Consider the following 19,935-nt stretch of genomic DNA (forward strand, 5'->3'; position numbering starts at 1 on the left):
CGCGCTTTCAGCCCATCCAGGCAAGATGCTCTTAAGCGAGGCTGCAATCGGAGCGCTGCCACAAGGGTTCCCTGCGTCCAAGCTTCCAGTCGCCACTGCAGGCCCACTCAGGCTACATCTGGCCTTGGGTGGATGGGAATACGTGTGTGAAGACCCGACGCTAACCCAGGCGCCCTCTTCACAGCCATCCGTGGAGTCGCACTCCGCCTCCCAGTTGGTCGACTGGCTCGCCGATTTGGCCGTTAGTGCCCCGGATGTCGCGTCAACAGCCCTCGCCGCCGGAATTCGGGACGACGAGTCGTATCTTGCCGCTGAGGGCACACTGACTCCCCGTCTGCGGGAGTCGCTCGGGATGGCCAGACTCCTACACTATGCGGGCGGATCGTTACCAGACGCCAACTGCGTCATCGACTTCATGACGGTCGCGCCGCCTTGGCTTCTCTCACTCCCCATCGCTATTCTCGACATTTCCACAAGAGCGAGAAACTGTCTGAATGCCGAAAAAATATTGAACATCGGCGATTTTTCGCGATTCAGCACTGCGCAAGTTCTCAAGTTCCAGAGTCTCGGCCGAAAGTCGCTTCATGAAATTGGCGAGAAGATCCTGTCCGTATTGACGGCAGGACCATCCAGCGCCGCCGTTGCAATCCATCTCGACCGTATCGCCCGCTTCCAAGGCGAAAAGGACGACGGAACAACCAGAGAGCAGGGCAACCCTGATCACGTCGACACCTCATCAGGGCAGCCGTGTCACTGCTTTAGACACGCCATCGATGTTTCCCTGTCGTTGCTAACTGAGCACGAACGCCGATTGATTGCCTTGCGCATGGGACTTGATGGTCCCAAACGTACACTTGATGCAATTGCCAACGGCGTGAACCTGACACGCGAGCGTGTTCGACAAATTGAGAGCCGTTGCCTTTCAAAAATGAAGACTCTGCCCGTGTGGTTCGATGAATTCGGCACGCGGCTTTTCGGCCTGCTTGAAGGACGAGAAGATCCACTCCCAGTGGATGGGCTCAGTGTCCTCGATCCCTGGTTCGATGGAGCCTCGGAACGACCCCAAGTGTTCGAATTCGCTGCGGAGCGGCTTTCTATTCCACGCCTACACATCGTCTCCGAGGGGGCTGAAACGTTCGTGTCCAGGCTGCGTCAGCAAGAGTGGGAGGCCGCGAAGCGATCCGCTCGAATGTTGTTGGAAAGCCTGGTCGGGCAGAACACTTCGCGACAGGAGGCCAGGCGACTAGTCGAAGGACTGCTTCCAGATCATGGCGCCGAGTTGCGATCGGAGTTATGGTTCGCGTCGTCGCGGCAGGCCCGATTTGCCGGGCCGGGGAACGATGATGGCCTCGTCAGCTTCGGGCACGGAGCGGAACACATCGTCGAGGCCGTACTAGCGGCGGCCGAAGTGCCAATCCACTATACGGAAATTCATCGACGCATAGTCGAGGCTGGCGAACAAGTCGAGCTGCGTAGGGTCCATTCGGCCGCGCGTAACGTTGGTCTTCTTTATGGTAGGGGACTCTATGGGACCGCGCGCCACTTTCCGCTCAGCGAGCCCGAACGCTGTCTCTTGGTGAGCGAGGCCGAGGATCTTATCGCTGGGACCGGACAGGATCGCCAATGGCACGCCCGAGAAATTTGCATAGGCCTTCAGGAGCAAGGTTTTGACTTCGGAGGAAGGCTCGACCCGTACATCGTATCAATCGCCTTGCGCGAGTCTAGTCACCTTGCATATCTCGGCCGAATGGTTTGGGCCAGCACATCGAGCGGTGCCAAGGGAACGTCCGATCGGCTGGACCTACATCAAGCAGTCGTCGCGACGCTCATGACGGAAGGTCGGCCGCTTTCCACCGAGGAGATAAAGGCTCGCCTCTCGCGCGAGAGAGGCCTCAATGTTTACTTCCAGATCCAGCCCGAGGGCTCTGTCGTCCGGGTCGGCACCGGGCTGTGGGGCTTAGAGGAACGCGACCTGCCGTTCCCACGCGATGACGCCGAGAAGATCATCTCGGAACTTCGGAAGACCCTCTCAGCTAGGGGCAAGGGACTGCATGTGACGGAAGTGGTGGACGCCGTGGCCCCCGCCATTCCATCTGCCCGCAACGTGGTGGATCCCGTGCTACTCCTTGGTCTAGCCCAGAAGCGTGATGGCTTCTCCATTGGAAGAGGACAATATCTCTATCTCTCCGAATGGGAAGGGCCCCGGAGAATGACGATCTATGAGGCGACGATCTCCGTCCTCCGCTCAGCCGGCCGCCGGGGACTTTGCGCAGAAGATGGGGTGCCAAGGATCGAGGCCCTCATAGAAAGACCCTTGGGCAAGAGCCTGTATGGATCGTCATGTAAGAGTGTAGGAGCCCAGTTCGACGAGAACACCGGGAGGTGGTATCTCCCTGAGCCGGGCGAAGAGGCGGAGGACGAGGTAGATTCGGAGGCCGTAGAAGTCTCCGCCGGGCACTTTAGTGGCATCCCAAAGACAATTTCCGAGGACGAGATGTCCGCCCAGGTTGATTCCTGAGGCTGAGCGATCGAGGACATACTGCGCGAAATGCACCGTGTGGAATCGTCTATTCGCGCAATGCATACAAAGCGCTGTGGTGGTTGATGCCGATGTCCGGGTCAAGAGCAGTCGTTAGCCGGGGCGGTGGCCTGCAACGACTTCGTGGAGCTTTACACTCATATTGCGTCGAAGAGCTTAGGACTCAGTGAATCATGGCAGCCGCGACGCTTGCCGCTGGGGGCGGCTTCTTGACGCGTTTCCGAGCTCGCAGACGGTAAATCTCCTGCAGTCAGATGGTGAGGATCAGCTGAACCAGGACGCTAGACATGTTCTGATCGATAGCCCAACCAAGTGCCCGCAGGGGGACATGTTGCCGTCAAAGCTGCTCTATGGCCTCCAACCGCGAATCCGAAGTGCAGTCCTTATGTAATCACGATTCGGATGATGGAGAGCCTTAGCGGGAAGTGCGAGGACCTCCCCGAGAGCGACTTTGAAGTCTTTCAAACCCCCTGCCAGATCTGCCTTTGTCAGTTGCCGCACCCGGGCCGAACTCACCCGAATTTTGTAAGCATGATCAAACGCCACCAAGTTAGTGTCGAATGCCAAGTGATGAAGCTTGCATAAGGCTACGCCATTCACGATCTCATCCGTGCTTCCTGGTACCGAGACTGGAATGATGTGTGCTGCGTCCAGCAAGCCCAACTGAACACGGCAGAAGGCGCACCGATTGCTATACGCCTGCAGCACCTTCTTGCGGAAATCCCTTTCCCGGTACCGCCTCCTGATTGTGGCAATCACTGTTCGGCGCTCCTTATCCTTGACAGACGAGATTTCATCATCGCCCAAGGAATCTAGATCATCTAGCAGAATCATGTCTCGATGCACTTTGCCCGTTCTATGCAACAAGGCTGATGCTTGAACGTACTCAATAAGCAGAAACGGCTGAAACGCGACAACAATCTCGTTGTCTTTTTTTTGCGTCGCGAATGCTCGGTCATGTGCCGCCTGCAGAGTACCTTGCTTGATTTGTGCCGATGGTGATGAGGAATTTTGACCGTCGTGTGCAGAAATGTCCCAAGCAGCAAACACCTGAGCCTCATCGTGCCAACCTAGCAGCAAAGTAGTCTCTTCACGCCGCTGACGCGGCATCTTCCCTGTGAATTGGATCCGATACTCGTCGCGTGCGCGATTCTTGCCACCATGCGTGCAGTTCCAGATATAGACCCGAAACTCGATGATCTTATCGGCGCGCACAGCCCTAACCAAGAAGGGATGCTGACCCTCCATAACGAATGGAAGCCAACCCCCTTCTCTTACCCCATCCAGCACCTTCGCTAGGAGATCGTCTTTCGAAATTGTTGCCATAGTCTTTTCATCCCCCGTTCACCAGATCGAATCATACCGCCTTACAAAGCCATGCCTGCGTGCAAGGAGATCAACAAACCTACTCGACCCTGACAGGTTATTGTAATACAATAACCTGTCAGTTAGATGCATGCTCGAAATGAGCGTGCAAACCTAGAGGAATAGAATGGCCCGTCCGCACGTCTCCGAACCGCGAGACAACATCGCAAGTCTCCGGCTTACACTGAATGAGCGACATGAGATGGAAGCAATCTCCAATGTATTGGGGTTCAAGTCGCTGAGCGACTACATTCGCCATCTACACAACGTAGCCATTAAGCAGGGCAAGAAACCCGAGCGCGTGAATGGAGAAAGCTATGGTCCTTTCTCCATCGCCCATGAGACAAGGCTCGGGAAGATATACAACGGAAACTCGCTTGAATACCTGCATCACCGCGCGAAGCCCAATTCCGTCAACTTGATCATGACCTCGCCCCCATTTGGCTTGGTCCGCAAGAAGTCCTATGGCAACGAAGATGCAGCCGCCTATTGTGACTGGTTTCGGCCGTTTGCTGAGGGATTCAATCGAGTGTTGCGCGATGACGGCAGTTTGGTGATCGATATCGGCGGCGCCTGGAAGCCTGGCATGCCAACACGGTCACTTTACCATTTCAAGCTCTTGATCATGCTTTGCGAAGAGTTTGGGTTTCATCTTGCGCAGGAGCACTATTGGTGGAATCCTGCGAAGTTGCCGTCGCCCGCCGAGTGGGTGAACATTCGTCGAGTACGAGTGAAAGACGCGGTCAACTGCGTGTGGTGGCTCTCGAAAACGCCCTACCCGAAGGCGAACAACAAGCGAGTTCTCGCACCATATTCGGACTCGATGAAGGGGCTCTTGAAGAACGGCTACAAAGCAAAGCTTCGCCCCTCGGGACACGACATCTCTGAGAAATTCTCCAAGGACAATGGTGGATCCGTGCCACCCAACTTGCTCGCCATCGCAAATACGGAAAGTAACGGGCAGTACCAAGACTATTGCCGCACAAACGAAATCGATATTCACCCTGCTCGATTTCCCGCCTTGCTGCCAGAGTACTTCATACGAATGCTGACCGATCCAGGGGACCTGGTGATTGATCCGTTCGCGGGATCGTGTGTGACCGGTATGGTCGCGGAAAATTTGCGTCGTAAGTGGGCTTGCATCGAGCTATCGAGCGAATACATTCGCGGTGGCATGGCGCGCTTTCAGGATGGCGTGGAAACGACGCGCTCGCGTCCAGCGAATTACTCGATCAGTACGCCGTGCTCGCAGCCCGCAAATGAGGCCGATGTACCACTAGTTGCAAACGGTGGCGCAACAAGGTAGGCACTCACGAAGGTGTTAGCCAGCATTGTGGGTGACTTTGCCATGCAAACTTGCTGCCCATACCGACAGGCTCCCGTTTGTCAAACCCGAAAAATCTGTTAGCCCGACCGGCTTTGAGTTGTCCATGACCTCTTCGAAGTCGAATAGGCCGGAACACACTATGACGCAATTACGTAGCATCGATTTCGATTGCTCCACATTGCCAGGTCTAGAGTCTCTACAGTACCGAACTAGCTGCGCAATGGCGTCCACGATCGCCGCTGAGGCCGACAGGGGGGAACTGAACCATTTGCATTCGAAATGGGCGACGTCTACCCCTTTTTCAGCGTCCCTAATTGAAACGTCTGCACGTGCTAGACCCATGCCCGCTCGCAGCGCTTCGGCGGCCTCTCTAATCATTACCTCCGAAGGATCGAGATCCACAGCAAGCCGCTTGGGCAGCGCATTCTGCCACCTGACGCGGTAACGGCCCACCGCGACAATCTCAGCCCCCCCGGCAATGGAACCCTTCCATCGAACCCGCTCGCCTGTTTGCATTGCCAGGGCTTCGGCTACTGAGAGCGCCGTCGCCAACTCAAGTTTTTGCCAGTCTTCCAATTGAGCGACGAGCGTGTTCGACAAAATAGCGCGTATTGCGTCCGTCTCCATGCGCTCGACCGCCTCAAACAAGAGCAAGGCGTCCGCCGCCATTCGGTAGAGAGGCGACAGGCCTTTACGCGCGTCTCTGATAGCGGCACTTCCGGGCCTGCGTCTTCCTGTGGGGGACAACATCACCTCGCGAAGCATGCGGGTGCGAGCGGCTCGCTCAAGAAGTCCCACCCGTGCGTGAATCCAATCTTGATCGGGCCCGAGCTTGTGCCGCCGAATAGCAGAAAGGGCGAGCGACTCGGCCTCTCGGAGAACCCAAGCAAGCACGTGGTTGCGCCGGGTCAGAAGGGAGGTGGCGGGTTCGGACACGACGAAGAGTGTCGAATCGCCTGAAAGTTCCTGCTCGCAAAGCGTTGCGCGCGCATCAACAACTCCGGGTATTTGGCCCGAATGGGTCTGAGTTTCAAACGCGATCGATGATCGAATGTCGCGTGGGCTGCTGATCACATGCTCCGCGATACGACGAATCCCATCTGAAAGCGCCCATCTAAGCAATAGCTCCTCGCGCTCTTCAATATCAGCGCGAGGCGCCTTGGCCTCCCAACCGCTACCTTGGGGGGATCGATGACAGCGCAATAGCGCGGCGAGGCAATGGTCGGATAGCGTAGAGCTAAGTGGAATACTCAGGGCGCGAGCTCCATAAAGCGTTGTTCGACATCGGCGGCCACAACACCCGACAACCCCCACGCGGATACGATGGCTGAAGAGCAATCCATCGCTTCCGCGCGGCTAATACCGTCAAGCAGCGGCAAGAAGGTCGATGCCATCACAACAACAAAGGTTTCTTGAACAGCCGCTGTTGGCGCCGCAAGAAAGTCAATTTCAGGATCCATCGCAGCGGCGAGCTTCAGGAAATCGATCACCGGAGCCCCACCTAGCTCGCGGTGCCGATTCACAATCGACCATAAGTCTGCCACCGGGTTGGGGAATGTGGTGTTGGCGATACCTTTCAACAGGCCGAGCTTCTCCAACATTTCCCGCACAAAAGCGGGCGGATCGTCCGGTATGCCAATTCGGATCCATGTAAAACGCCGCGACAGTGCGAAGCTGATCTGCTCCAATTGTGACTTGTCGACTTGGTTGAGCGTGCACAACATAGCCCACGCCGGCCCAGGAGCGAACTCGTGGCTTTCCTTAGATGGGTTCGGCTTCGGCAAGATGCGATAGTTTTCACTGGACGCGTCCTCGACCTTCACCCGATAAGGTAGGGTCGTCGACTGTCCACTCAGTACGGAGAACAATGGCCCAATCACCTTGTCTATCGGGCAGCGATTCAACTCGTCGATGATGATCGGCTTGTGAAAATCGCGAAGCATTGCACCCGGAACGAAGCCCATTTTCCCGGGGCCCAGTGGCTGGTAACCTCCGACCAGATCTTGAGAGCTCCATGACGATGACGCGGTCAACAAGGTGTATGCCCCTTCCCCCTCGGATAGGGCATCTCCGGCAATCTGCTCGGCGACGTATTCCGCAAGAGTGGTCTTGCCTGTTCCCGGTGGCCCGTGGAAAACGAAGTGGCGCTTGCCTGCCGCCAGTGCGGCGTTGATTAACCGGTAAATAACTGGCGAAACACCGACCAACTCCGGCGCAGGCGTAACTTGCAGGGTCTCTGTAGGCTCAATGGCCGCATCAGCTTCCGCTCCAAAAATGGTGCCTAAATCGAACTGAAGGCGCTCCATATCCGCGCCACTGGCCGGGGTGTAAACACCGAAGGCTGCCGGACCTGCGTTAAGCCAATGAGCAAGCACGCCAGTCGCATCGTCATATGTAAAAAGCGTCCCGGACGGCAAAACCAGAGGCGCTGGTTCTGCGAGAGTCTTCACCAAGCTTATGTGCGAGATGGGATGCATTGATTTATCCGTCTCTCGCCCTTTATAGCCCAGCTGGCTGCTCTCCGCGCTAAAATCAGTCAGCGTATCGCCGGATGTTCCAACGGGAAGGGCTTTCGCGAACGCAAACTGAACGATCCACTCCCATTCGCTTGGAAACTTGAAGTCTGTGGGTCCGATTTTCACGGCCGGCATAAGGCGGAAAGCAGCCAGCGCGCACTTGCCAGAACCGTTATTAATGTATCCAGGTGTGCCGGCACCGGGCATTCGATGACCGGAAGAGTCTTGGGCCAGCCGCGCAACCGGCGTCTCACCAGTGGCGTCAATTTGCACAATCCACCGAGGCGGCTTGCTCGTGATGCTAGCCGGATTCTTCCAATAGCCAGTGGTCTCTGAAATCGGTTCACTGAGGGTGAGGTCCCTCGTTCCTGACGAACGGCGCGTATATGCGAAAGGCCGCAAAGGGGCGGAACTAGCAGCCTTCGCTACTGACTCAGCGCCCAGGATGTTCTTGAGAGGCGAAGCGGTTGCCAAGTCATCCCCTAGTTTTGTGATTACCAATATGTTACGCGATTCCGCCTCGTCAAATCTAGCGACCGCGGCGACCATAAATATTGGTCCAAAGCGTGGGACGCGCCGTCAGCCTATTCCATGCGAAATCCGTGACAGCAATAGTAGAAGTGAAAAGGGGTTACAGGAAAACGTCCTGTAACCCCTTTCTAATCTGCGTAAATGGACCGGACACTACGCTGCGTGGACCTTTACGTAGGCCCGGGAACTTCGGGGCCCGCGACTTCAGCGAGTGGCATTCGCCTACGTGGTCGCGCGAGTGCGGTCGGAGACGTAAGCCCGGATACGCAAACGAGTACCCGGCAGCCAGAAAACTATGGCGCGAGGCGCAACTATTTCGGCGCTACGCCCCTCAAGAATGTTTAGACATCAATATTCCGTGCCACCAACGCATTAGATTCAATAAAGTTCCGCCGCGGCTCCACCTCATCCCCCATAAGGGTGGTGAAGATCTGGTCAGCAGCAATAGCGTCCTCAATCTGCACCTTCAGCAAACGCCGCTGCGTAACATCCAGCGTCGTCTCAAACAACTGCTCAGGGTTCATCTCCCCAAGACCCTTATAGCGCTGACGCGACACCCCACGTTCGGCTTCGGAGAGCAACCACTGCATCGCCCCATGGAAGTCATTGACAGTCTGATCCCTCAGCTTGTCCCCTTCCCCGCGCTGCACCTTGGTCCCCTCAGGCGTCAGCCCCTGGAACGTCTTGGCCGCATTGGCCAGCGCCGCGTAATCCGCCCCGTGGACAAAGTCCGCATCCAGGTGCGACAGCCGCACGTTGCCATGATGACGACGCGCAATCATCAGCCGATGCTTGTCCGTCTTCTCATCAAACTGGGCATACACATCCGCCGTGCCATCGTCATTGACCGCGGCGCCAATCAACGTCTTGGCATGCATCTCCGCCAGCTTGGTCTTCAGCGCCACGGCCGATGCCTCAGCCGCCGGCGCGCTGTCCAGATCCAGCGTCACGCCATCAGCAATCGCGCGCAGCGCATCCGTATCCACGATGCGTGACAGACGGCCGATCACGCCTTCCGTCAGCTGGTACTGCCGCGCCAGCTCGGTCAGCGCTTCGCCATTGATCTCCGTGCTATCCGGGCGCACCAGCACGGCCTTTTCCATGGCCAGCTTGAGCAGGTAGGCGTTGAGCTCGACGTCGTCCTTGATGTAGCGCTCTTCCTTGCCGTGCTTGATCTTGTAGAGCGGCGGCTGGGCGATGTACACGTAGCCGCGCTCGATGATGTCGGGCATCTGGCGGTAGAAGAACGTCAGCAGCAGCGTGCGGATGTGCGAGCCGTCCACGTCCGCGTCAGTCATGATGATGATGCGGTGGTAGCGCAGCTTGTCCAGGTTGTAGTCGTCCTTGCCGATGCCGGTGCCCAGCGCGGTGATGAGCGTGAGCACTTCCTGGCTGGAGAGCATCTTGTCGAAGCGCGCGCGCTCGACGTTCAGGATCTTGCCCTTGAGCGGCAGGATGGCCTGGAACTTACGGTCGCGGCCCTGCTTGGCGGAGCCGCCTGCGGAGTCACCCTCCACCAGGAAGAGTTCGGACTGGGCCGGGTCTTTTTCCTGGCAGTCGGCCAGCTTGCCGGGCAGGCCCATGCCGTCCATGACGCCCTTGCGGCGGGTCATTTCGCGGGCCTTGCGGGCGGCTTCGCGCGCGCGGGCGGCGTCGACGATCTTGCCGCAGATGGTCTTGGCGTCGTTGGGCGTTTCCAGCAGGAAGTCGGTCAGCGCCTTGCCGACCAACTCTTCCACGGGCAGGCGCACTTCGGACGAGACCAGCTTGTCCTTGGTCTGCGAGCTGAACTTGGGCTCGGGCACCTTGACGGACAGCACGCAGGCCAGGCCTTCGCGCATGTCGTCGCCGCTGGTTTCGATCTTCGCCTTCTTGGCGATCTCGTTTTCTTCGATGTACTTGTTGATGACGCGGGTCATCGCGGCGCGCAGGCCGGTGAGGTGGGTGCCGCCATCCCGCTGCGGGATGTTGTTGGTGAAGCAGAGCACCTGCTCGTTGTAGCCGTCGTTCCACTGCATGGCCACTTCCACGGCAATGCCGTCTTTCTCGGCGTTGGCGTAGAAGATGTTCGGGTGCAGGACGGTCTTGGAACGGTTGATGTATTCCACAAAGCCCTTCACGCCGCCGGAGAAGGCAAAGTCTTCTTCCTTGCCGGTGCGCTGGTCGACCAGCTTGATGTGGACGCCGTTGTTCAGGAACGAGAGTTCGCGGATGCGCTTGGACAGCACCTCGTAGTGGAACTCGACGTTGGTGAAGATTTCCTCATCCGCCAGGAAGTGGACTTCGGTGCCACGCTTGTCGGTGTCGCCGATGACCTTCATCGGGGACACTTCGACCGGCTGGCCGTCCGGGCCATTGACGGTTTCGACGATGCGGTTCTGCACGTCGCCGCGGGCGAATTCGATCAGGTGGACCTTGCCGTCACGGCGCACGGTCAGGCGCAGCCACTTGGACAGCGCGTTCACGCAAGACACGCCCACGCCGTGCAGGCCGCCGGACACCTTGTAGCTGTTCTGGTTGAACTTGCCGCCGGCGTGCAGCTCGGTCATGGCGATTTCCGCCGCGCTGCGCTTGGGTTCGTGCTTGTCGTCGAACTTGACCAGGGGCGGGATGCCGCGGCCGTTGTCGACGATGGAGATCGAGTTGTCGCTGTGGATGGTGACCTGGATCTCGGTGCAGTAGCCGGCCAGCGCTTCATCGATGGAGTTGTCCAGCACCTCGAACACCAGGTGGTGCAGGCCGGTGCCGTCGGAGGTGTCGCCGATGTACATGCCCGGACGCTTGCGTACCGCCTCCAGGCCTTCCAGGATCTGGATCGACGAGGCTCCGTAGGTGTTTTCCTGTTGTGGTGCTTGCGCTTGGGTCATGTTTTCCTACTCACGGCAAATACGGAAACCGGCCATGTCGGCAAATTTGCCAGGCCAGGGGCTTCCGCAAGGCGGTTACTAAAAACGGCAAAAGGGGCGGACCGCTTTCGATCCTGCCCCCGCTGCGAGAAGACTGCCCGGAATGACTCGGGTGTCGGTGCGTGCCGTTTGCTGCTCCGGTATCTCGTTGTCTGCGTGTCCTGTTACCGGGGCATCAGATACGCATCGGCATGACGACGTACTTGAAGTTGTCGTCTTCCGGCACGGTGATCAGCGCGCTCGAATTCGAGTCGCCGAGGCTGACCTGCACTTGCTCGCTCTTCAGGTTGGCGAGGACGTCGAGCAGGTAGGTCACGTTGAAGCCGATGTCGAGCGCGTCGCCCGAGTAATCGAGTTCCAGCTCTTCCTGCGCCTCTTCCTGATCGGCGTTGGTGGAGCTGATCTTCAGCATGTGCGTGTCCATGATGCAGCGCACGCCCTTGAACTTGTCGGTCGTCAGGATGGCGGTGCGTTGCAGCGCTTGCTGCAGCTTCACGCGGTCGATCGCAAAGGCGTTCTTGTAGCCCTTGGGAATGACGCGCTGGAAGTCGGGGAACTTGCCTTCCACCAGCTTGGAGATCAGCTCGATATTGGCGAAGCTGAACTTGACCTGGTTGGCGGCCAGCTGCACCTGCACGGGATCGTCGTTGTCTTCGAGCAGGCGTTGCAGTTCCAGGATGGTCTTGCGCGGGATGATGACTTCCTGGCGCGCGCCCACGCCGGCGGCTTCGGTGTCCAGCTCCACGCCGCAGTACGCCAGGCGGTGGCCGTCGGTGGCGACTGCCATGACCTTCTTGCCGTCGACGACGAGCAGCATGCCGTTCAGGTAGTAACGGATGTCTTGCTGCGCCATGGCGAAGTGGACCATCGCCAGTAGGTGCTTGAAGGTCTTCTGCGGCAGCGAGACGCTGGCGTTGAATTCGGTGGCTTCGGCAACGGTCGGGAATTCTTCCGCGGCCAGCGTCTGCAGTGCGAAGCGGCTCTTGCCGGACTGCACGGTCATGCGCTTGTCGTTGAGCGACAGGGCGACGTCGCCGTCGGGCATGGCGCGCAGGATATCGAGCAGCTTGCGTGCGGCCACGGTGGTGGCCACGCCGTCATTGCCCACGCCGCATTCGGCGTGCGTGGTGATCTGGATCTCGATGTCGGTCGAGAGGAAGGATACGTTCGAGCCGGACTTGCGAATCAGCAGGTTGGCCAGGATCGGGAGGGTGTGGCGGCGCTCCACGATGCCGCTCACGATTTGCAGCGGACGCAGCAGATTGTCTCGCGAGGTTTTGACCAATTGCATTGAATTTATCCTTCGTCGTTTGTCGTCGGCGACCGCAAACTCCAGGCAACTCCAATTCACTTAGAAATCAAGGAGTTAATATGCCATTGTACCAAGGATAAGCCGCTGCGGTGAAGCGGGGCGAAACCGCCGGAAGTGGGGTCTGTGCACAAAAAGCGACGATGCTCGCTGCGCACTTCCTACCGCACTTTCGGCATTTCGTCCCGACTCACCGCAAAGCCTTATCTGTGGCTGACACTGCACTCGGCTGCGGCTGGACCGATGTTGTTTAACTGGCGCCACGGAGAGGTCTCCAGTGACGCCGAACCTACAGTATGCCACCCCGTTCGGGGTGGCCCTTCAAAATCCATCCGGCCCGGTTTCTCGGGTCGGATCCATCCAAACTCAACCCTTGAGCGTCTGCTCCAGCACGTGCAGTTCGTGGTTGAGCTGCGCGTCCTTGCTGCGCTCGTCGGCAATCTTGCGCACCGCGTGCAGCACGGTCGTGTGATCGCGCCCGCCGAAGAGCTCGCCGATCTCGGGCAGGCTCTTCTGCGTGAGTTCCTTGGCCAGGTACATCGCGATCTGGCGCGGCCGGGCAATGTTGGCAGGCCGCTTCTTGGAATACATGTCCGCGACCTTGATGTTGTAGAAGTCCGCGCACGTCTTCTGGATGTTCTCGACCGAGATCTGGCGGTTCTGCACCGTCAGCAGGTCCTTCAGCGCCTCGCGCGTCACCTCGATGGTGATGTCGCGGCCGTGGAAGTTCGAGAACGCCAGGATCTTGCGCAGCGCGCCTTCGAGCTCGCGCACGTTGGAGCGCAGGTGCTTGGCGACGAAGAAGGCGACATCTTCCGGAACGCTCACGTTCTCGACGGCGGCCTTCTTCATCAGAATCGCCACGCGCATTTCCAGCTCGGGCGGCTCGATGGCCACGGTCAGGCCGGAGTCGAAACGCGAGATCAGGCGATCGTCGATGCCGGTGATCTCCTTCGGGTACGTATCGCTGGTGATGATCACCTGCGCCCGGTTGGCGATCAGTGCTTCGAACGCGTAGAAAAATTCTTCCTGCGTGCGGTTCTTGCCGGAGAAGAACTGAATATCGTCGATCAGCAGCAGATCGAGCGAGTGGTAATAGCGCTTGAACTCGTCGAACGCCTTGCGCTGGTAGGCCTTCACCACGTCGGACACGTATTGTTCGGCGTGGATGTAGCGGATGCGCGCGCGCGGGTTCTCCAGCAGCATGAAATTGCCGATGGCGTGGATCAAGTGCGTCTTACCCAGGCCTACGCCGCCATAGAGATACAGCGGGTTGTAGGACTTGCCCGGGTTGTTGGCTACCTGAATGGCGGCGGCGCGCGCCAGCTGGTTGGCTTTACCGGTGACGAAGTTGTCGAACGTCAGGATCGGGTTCAGGCGCGAGCGCTCATGCACCGTGTCGCTGGACTGGTTCGGCTGGCCGGGCTGGGCACCGGGCCCGCTGGGGTGCTGCACGATCGGGCCCGACTGCATCGTCGGCTGCTGTTGCTGCTGCATGCGGTAGGAGCGGGCCGCGGCTTCAGACGGATCCATCTGGACCACATCGATCTCGCCCACGTCCGAACCGTGCTGCACACCTTGCGCCGGCTGCTGGCGGGAACCGCCTTGCAGCGGATGGCCAGGGTAGGGCGCCTGACCCTGCCCGTAGCCAGCCTGGCCACGGGGAGACTGGTACTCGCCATAGCCCGGCTGGGCGAACTGCTGGCCCATCGGCTGCCCCATGGGTTGCGCCGTCGACTGGCCGCCATAGCCCTGCATACCCGTACCCGGTGCTGCGTGACCGTCCTGTCCGGCCCCCATGCCGCCGCCCACCGGCGGCTGCGCATAGGCCGCGGCACGGCCCGATGCAGAAGGATCCAGGACAAAGTGAACACTGACCTGCGCTTCCCAATATTCGCAGGCAAGGGCAGTAATACGCCCCGAAAACTGGCTCTTGACCCAATCCAGCTTGAACCGGTTCGGCGCAGCAATGCGCAGCGTGAGCGCTTCCTCGTCGAAACCGACGGGCGCCAACGGCTTGATCCAGGTTTTGAACTGTTGCGGCGTCAGTTCGCGCTCGAGCTGCGCGGCTGCCGCCTGCCAGAAGTCTTGCATTGTTTTTTGTTAAGTAAGCGCATCCCCAGGGTGCGCCACTGGCTGCTGTCGCGCCTCGTCAGCCCGGCCTTCCCCGTACCCATGTCTGCAACGCCGGCAGCGACTTACGTATACGTAGATGTATACGGTCCGCCGCGACGACCTGCAAAACATTGGGGGGAAGCCCGGGATGCGCCTGCGCCACGCAGCCCGTGTTGTGATTGGACCGGGATTGTACCCCCGGCCCCAAGTTATCCACAAAGGATAAGTCTGTGGACAACTTGTGCAAATTCAGTGGATTGATGTGCACAACCCAAGCAGTGGCGCGGGTTTCCGGCATGCTGCAGTGCCGGAAAATCCAGCGGAAACAGGGACTTCGCTCAATTACCAAGCCTGTCGCAGTGCATAAAACCGTATACAAACTTGTTAACAGGCTGTTGTGGACAATGACGCACGATGGTTTACGTAGCGCTGTCGCGCTTCTGTCCTTGCCCACATGACGAAGTCTTGACACTCGCGCCAAAAATCGTTTAAATGGCGGGTTCTGCGATGCGGCAGGGGATCACGTATGCGCATCGCTGGGTCTGGCCTGTCCGTGCCTCCCGCGCCAGCAGGTATACCTGCAAACCGGCGCTGGCTGGCTTCAGGGCCGGCACCAAGACAGAACCAGAATCGTCGTGACAATGTCGGTAAACGCTTCTGCTTTTTCCGACACGCGGCAACCCCAACGCGAACCATACGCGGCGGCCACGGCACCCCGGCACCGGCCGGAGGCGGGCTAGCCCAGATCAACCAGAGAGTGCAACATGAAACGTACCTACCAACCTTCCGTTACCCGTCGCAAGCGTACCCACGGTTTCCGCGTGCGCATGAAGACCCGTGGCGGCCGTGCCGTCATCAACGCTCGTCGCGCCAAGGGCCGCAAGCGCCTGGCAATCTAAGGGCCGGGCGACCGGTCTGGACGGTGGCAACGCCGTCCATGCCAACCGCCTCGCGTTCTGGATGGCCGGTAGCTTGCCGCAGGCTGCAGTGTTCCCGCTAGCTTTGCCAAGCGTGTCTACCTTTGCCTTTCCCAAAGCCGCGAGGCTGACAAAGACGGATGAGTTTTCATCCGTTTTTGCTTTGCGGCCTCGCAAGCGCAGTACGCACTTTGTGCTCTACGTGCGCGCCAACGGCCGGGCCGAAGCCCGGCTGGGCATCGTGGTGGGCAAGAAGTTCGCACCGCGCGCGGCCGAGCGCAACCTGGTCAAGCGCATGGCGCGCGAGCTGTTCCGCCAGCGGCAAGGCGAGCTTGGCGGGCGCGACGTGCTGCTGCGCTTGCAGACCAGGTTTCCGCGCAAGGAATTTACCAGCCGCACGTCGGTCCGACAGGCGTGCCTGACGGAGATGACCAGCTTGCTGGAAGTCGCCGCCCGGCCGTTGCCACCGCCACCTGCGCCGCCGTCATCACCACCGGCCTCGCCAGAACCGCCCTCGGGCGCTCCGGCCTGACCGCCCCAGCCATGAAGCGAATCCTGCTAGCGCTGCTACGCATCTACAAGATCGCCCTGAGTCCTTACCTGGGCTCGCGGTGCCGCTTCTGGCCTACGTGTTCCGACTACGCCCGCGACGCCGTGATCCGTCATGGCGCCGCGCGCGGCAGCTGGATGGCTGCCTGCCGGCTATGTCGTTGCCATCCTTTCGCACAAGGCGGGTATGATCCCGTGCCGGGTGCGGAAGCGGAAACGGCACAGCAGGGCAGGTTTGCCCATCCCGCGACAGGCCACCGGCCTGTCACCGTCCGTCTCCCACGACCCTGATTTCCCCGACCATAGCGAGACATGGATATCAAACGCACAATCCTCTGGGTCATCTTCTCGATGGCCCTCGTGCTGCTCTATGACAACTGGCAGCGCGCCAACGGCCACGCGTCGATGTTCTTCCCGAGCGCGACCCAGCAGCAGGCCGCCTCGGCGCCCGCCGCCGGCGCAGCCCAGGGCGATGTGCCCAAGGCCAACGCCACCGCAGGCGCCGCCACGCCGGCAGTGCCGGGCGCTCCGGGTGCAGCCCCGCAGGCAGCCGCCCAGCCCACCGGCGAAAAGATCATCGTGACCACCGACGAGGTGCGCGCCGAGATCGACACCGCCGGCGGCATCCTGTCGCGCCTGGAACTGCTCAACGAGCACGAGAAGGACGGCAAGCCGGTGGTGCTGTTCGAACGCGACACCACGCGCACGTACCTGGCCCGCTCCGGCCTGATCGGCGGCGACCTGCCGAACCACACCACCGTGTTCACGGCCACCCCCGGCCCGCGCACGCTGGACGGTGCCGACAAGCTCGAAGTCACGCTGACCGCCGACAAGAACGGCGTGAAGTTTGTGAAGACTTACGTGTTCCACAAGGGCAGCTACGTGGTCGACGCGCGCTTTGCCGTGACCAACGATGGCACCGCGCCGGTATCCCCGACGCTGTACATGGAACTGGCGCGTGACGGCAGCAAGGTGGAGCAGTCGCAGTTCTACAGCACCTTCACCGGCCCGGCCATCTACACGGACGCGGACAAGTACCACAAGATCACCTTCGAAGACATCGCCAAGGGCAAGGCCAGCACGCCGGCCGCCACCACCAATGGCTGGGTGGCGATGGTGCAGCACTACTTTGCCTCGGCCTGGATTCCGCAAGCCGGCAAGGAGCACAGCTTCTACGTCCAGCAGATCGACCCGAACCTGTACCGCGTGGGCATCCAGCAGCCGCTGGGCCAGATTGCCCCCGGTGCCACGGTGACGACCGATGCGCGCCTGTTCGCCGGCCCGCAGGAAGAGCGCATGCTCGAGAAGATCACCCCGGGCCTGGAACTGGTGAAGGACTACGGCTGGCTGACCATCCTGGCCAAGCCGCTGTTCTGGCTGCTCGAAAAGCTGCACGGCTTCCTGAACAACTGGGGCTGGTCGATCATCGCGCTGACCGTGCTGATCAAGCTGGTGTTCTTCCCGCTGTCCGCCGCCAGCTACAAGTCGATGGGCAAGATGAAGGAGCTGCAGCCGCGCATGACGGCCATGCGCGAGCGCCACAAAGGCGATCCGCAGAAGATGAACCAGGAGATGATGGCGCTGTACAAGACCGAGAAGGTCAACCCGCTCGGCGGCTGCCTGCCCATCGTGATCCAGATCCCGGTGTTCATCGCGCTGTACTGGGTGCTGCTGTCGTCGGTGGAAATGCGCGGCGCGCCGTGGCTGGGCTGGATCCATGACCTGTCGGTGCCGGATCCGTTCTACATCCTGCCGATCGTGATGGCTGCATCGATGTTCCTGCAGACCAAGCTGAACCCGACCCCGCCGGACCCCGTGCAGGCCAAGGTCATGATGATCATGCCGCTGGTGTTCTCGTTCATGTTCTTCTTCTTCCCGGCCGGCCTGGTGCTGTACTGGGTGGTGAACAACATCCTGTCGATCGCCCAGCAATGGCAGATCAACCGCATGCTCGGCAAGGGCAAGGCGGCTGTGGCAGCCAAGAGCTGATCGCAGGCGATGCAGAAGTTTTGACGGAAGCCCGGTGGAAACACCGGGCTTTTTTGTTTAGGGCATCCGTCGGTGCCCTGTACTCCGAGGAGAGATTCGTGACCTGGTCCGCCAATCAATACGTTGCCTTTGAAGATGAACGCACGCGCCCGGTGCGCGACCTGGTCGCCGCCATTCCGAACCGGATGATCCGCACGGCTGTTGATATTGGCTGCGGCCCGGGCAACTCCACTGAGGTGCTGATGGGGCGCTATCCCGGCGCGTCGGTCACCGGGCTGGACAGTTCGGACGACATGATCGAAGCCGCGCGCAAACGCCTGCCTGATGTGCAGTTCGGCGTGACCGACATTACGGCCTGGAACGACGCTGGTCCCTATGACGTGATCCTGGCCAATGCCGTGCTGCAATGGGTGCCGGACCACGCCACGCTGTTTCCGGCACTGGTGCAGAAGCTCTCGCCCGGCGGTACGCTGGCCGTGCAGATGCCCGACAACCTGGAAGAACCCGCGCACCGCCTGATGCGCGAGACCGCGGCGAACGGCCCGTGGGCCGGCAAGCTGGCCAACGCCAGCAACGCGCGCGCGGCGCGGGCTTCGGCACGCTGGTACTACGAGCTGCTGCGCCCGCATTGCGCGCGCGTGGATGTCTGGCTGACGGTCTACCACCACCCGCTGGCCGGCGGCGCGAATGCGATCGTGGAGTGGTTCAAGGGCAGCGGCCTGCGGCCGTTCATCCAGCCGCTGGATGATGCGCAGCGGGCGGCTTATCTGGAGCAGTACGAGGCGGAGATTGCCAAGGCTTATCCCGCGTTGCCGGATGGGTCGGTGTTGCTGCCGTTTCCGAGGTTGTTTGTGGTGGCGACGCGCTGAGAGTTGGTTTCGGTTGCTCTGCGGCAAGCCTCACTGGGCTTCTTGCGCACGTTCGGCCTGAGATGCCTCGGCATCTGCCACCATCCCTGCGCGCGGGATAAGCCTTAGGAGCAGCCCGTCTCCTGGCATCGCAGGCGATTCCAGCCTGATTCCTTGTTTGCTCAGTCCAACACCTTAATTCCCAACACGAACGCTTTGAATTTTTTGATTTTTTTCTCTCCCGCCCACGTACTCGGCGCACAGAACCTCGCCAAGGATGCGTATTTTTTATTCCCAAAAATCATGGAAACACATTTTATTTTTATGGAATAAGAAGAACTGTCGCCTTCATATTTTGATAGATATTGAACAAAACCAAGCCAATCGGCACCGTAGAATTTCATTGAACCATAAGTTTCTGAGCTTATTTCATCATTTCGAAGCGTATGCTGGGTGAACCTTGAATCGCCATCGACCTCATCAAAAACAAAGTATCTTTTGTCGCCGTCGACGTAGGTCAATGATTCGTCTGCCAGAAGGTCATCCACTGATCTCTGGTATGCCGCAATCAAATTAAGGTCGGCATAATTTTTATGATTCTTAATACTATAATCACAACCCCTAATCTTTGCCACTGCAAATAATTCGCTCCTTGGAAAAATCAACCCACATTCCGCCGCGAACGGCGTCGAAAACAAAAAAATGGCAATGAACAGAAAATCGAATTGATAGAAAATCACAATCGGACCCTCATTGTGTATGTGCGACTGCTTTTTGGCGGACAGGCGACTTGAGCCAAACCTCACCGCAAGCTAAGGCAATCGACTTAGGGCGGATATAGAACTGGTCTGAAAGTTGACCAGGAACTGGCCCCGCTTTGACCAACGCATGACGCATCGCAAAGAAGTCGGTCGAGTGGGTCGCCGGCTGTTATCAGGACTAGCCCTTTACGCCGGCAACTGGCAAACCGCTGCCAATCGCCCAAGCAGCGGATGCGACGTGCCTTGGCATCGCCCGCGTGCCG

Annotated in this window: 14 protein-coding genes; 7 read left to right on the forward strand and 7 right to left on the reverse strand. The window is 59.4% G+C overall.

From position 1 onward, the window contains the following. Positions 1–352 precede the first annotated feature (352 nt). Complete coding sequence (locus AC3FKH_RS02755) at positions 353–2,518, forward strand: DNA-directed RNA polymerase subunit alpha C-terminal domain-containing protein (protein ID WP_488672698.1); 2,166 nt, start codon at positions 353–355, stop codon at positions 2,516–2,518. 369 nt (positions 2,519–2,887) lie between these two features. Here AC3FKH_RS02755 and AC3FKH_RS02760 read toward each other — a convergent pair whose 3' ends face one another. Beyond that, positions 2,888–3,865, reverse strand: a complete 978-nt coding sequence (locus tag AC3FKH_RS02760; protein WP_488672700.1) for an HNH endonuclease — start codon at positions 3,863–3,865, stop codon at positions 2,888–2,890. 241 nt (positions 3,866–4,106) lie between these two features. Here AC3FKH_RS02760 and AC3FKH_RS02765 point away from each other — a divergent pair, with 241 nt between their 5' ends. Beyond that, positions 4,107–5,210 carry a DNA-methyltransferase gene (locus AC3FKH_RS02765; RefSeq protein ID WP_488672701.1) on the forward strand — a complete coding sequence of 368 codons (1,104 nt, stop codon included), beginning with the start codon at positions 4,107–4,109 and terminating at the stop codon, positions 5,208–5,210. A gap of 15 nt (positions 5,211–5,225) precedes the next feature. Here the strand turns inward: AC3FKH_RS02765 and AC3FKH_RS02770 are convergent, their stop codons facing one another. The 5 genes from AC3FKH_RS02770 to dnaA form a co-directional block, all read right to left on the reverse strand. Then, positions 5,226–6,305 carry a hypothetical protein gene (locus AC3FKH_RS02770; protein WP_488672703.1) on the reverse strand — a complete coding sequence of 360 codons (1,080 nt, stop codon included), beginning with the start codon at positions 6,303–6,305 and terminating at the stop codon, positions 5,226–5,228. Positions 6,306–6,481: 176 nt separating this feature from the next. Further along, positions 6,482–8,020 (reverse strand): AAA family ATPase, encoded by a 1,539-nt coding sequence (locus AC3FKH_RS02775; RefSeq protein WP_488672705.1) that lies wholly within the window; start codon positions 8,018–8,020, stop codon positions 6,482–6,484. A 599-nt stretch (positions 8,021–8,619) separates the two neighbouring features. Next, a complete protein-coding gene (gene gyrB, locus AC3FKH_RS02780) occupies positions 8,620–11,145 on the reverse strand; it encodes a DNA topoisomerase (ATP-hydrolyzing) subunit B (RefSeq protein ID WP_488672706.1) in 2,526 nt (841 codons plus the stop codon). Positions 11,146–11,359: 214 nt separating this feature from the next. Continuing rightward, on the reverse strand, positions 11,360–12,475 hold the full coding sequence (dnaN, locus tag AC3FKH_RS02785; RefSeq protein ID WP_483730823.1) for a DNA polymerase III subunit beta: 1,116 nt from the start codon (positions 12,473–12,475) through the stop codon (positions 11,360–11,362). A 384-nt stretch (positions 12,476–12,859) separates the two neighbouring features. Next, the gene (gene dnaA, locus AC3FKH_RS02790) at positions 12,860–14,587 is read right to left on the reverse strand and encodes a chromosomal replication initiator protein DnaA (protein ID WP_488672709.1); all 1,728 of its coding nucleotides are present in this window, start codon (positions 14,585–14,587) and stop codon (positions 12,860–12,862) included. A 785-nt stretch (positions 14,588–15,372) separates the two neighbouring features. Between dnaA and rpmH the strand changes: the two genes are divergently transcribed. The 5 genes from rpmH to tam all read left to right on the forward strand — a co-directional run bounded on the left by rpmH (position 15,373) and on the right by tam (position 18,932). Then, positions 15,373–15,507 (forward strand): 50S ribosomal protein L34, encoded by a 135-nt coding sequence (gene rpmH / locus AC3FKH_RS02795; RefSeq protein ID WP_008650850.1) that lies wholly within the window; start codon positions 15,373–15,375, stop codon positions 15,505–15,507. Between the two features lie 112 nt (positions 15,508–15,619). After that, positions 15,620–16,057: a ribonuclease P protein component gene (gene rnpA, locus AC3FKH_RS02800; RefSeq protein WP_488672893.1), complete on the forward strand. Its 438-nt coding sequence runs from the start codon at positions 15,620–15,622 to the stop codon at positions 16,055–16,057. Positions 16,058–16,068: 11 nt separating this feature from the next. After that, the gene (yidD, locus tag AC3FKH_RS02805; protein WP_483730821.1) at positions 16,069–16,365 is read left to right on the forward strand and encodes a membrane protein insertion efficiency factor YidD; all 297 of its coding nucleotides are present in this window, start codon (positions 16,069–16,071) and stop codon (positions 16,363–16,365) included. A gap of 21 nt (positions 16,366–16,386) precedes the next feature. Beyond that, complete coding sequence (gene yidC, locus AC3FKH_RS02810) at positions 16,387–18,063, forward strand: membrane protein insertase YidC (protein ID WP_488672715.1); 1,677 nt, start codon at positions 16,387–16,389, stop codon at positions 18,061–18,063. Positions 18,064–18,161: 98 nt separating this feature from the next. Then, a complete protein-coding gene (gene tam / locus AC3FKH_RS02815) occupies positions 18,162–18,932 on the forward strand; it encodes a trans-aconitate 2-methyltransferase (protein ID WP_488672717.1) in 771 nt (256 codons plus the stop codon). Between the two features lie 161 nt (positions 18,933–19,093). Here the strand turns inward: tam and AC3FKH_RS02820 are convergent, their stop codons facing one another. Then, positions 19,094–19,459 (reverse strand): hypothetical protein, encoded by a 366-nt coding sequence (locus tag AC3FKH_RS02820; protein WP_488672719.1) that lies wholly within the window; start codon positions 19,457–19,459, stop codon positions 19,094–19,096. Positions 19,460–19,935: the final 476 nt, after the last annotated feature.

The sequence above is a fragment of the Cupriavidus sp. 21MJTG02-4 genome, from assembly GCF_057798975.1.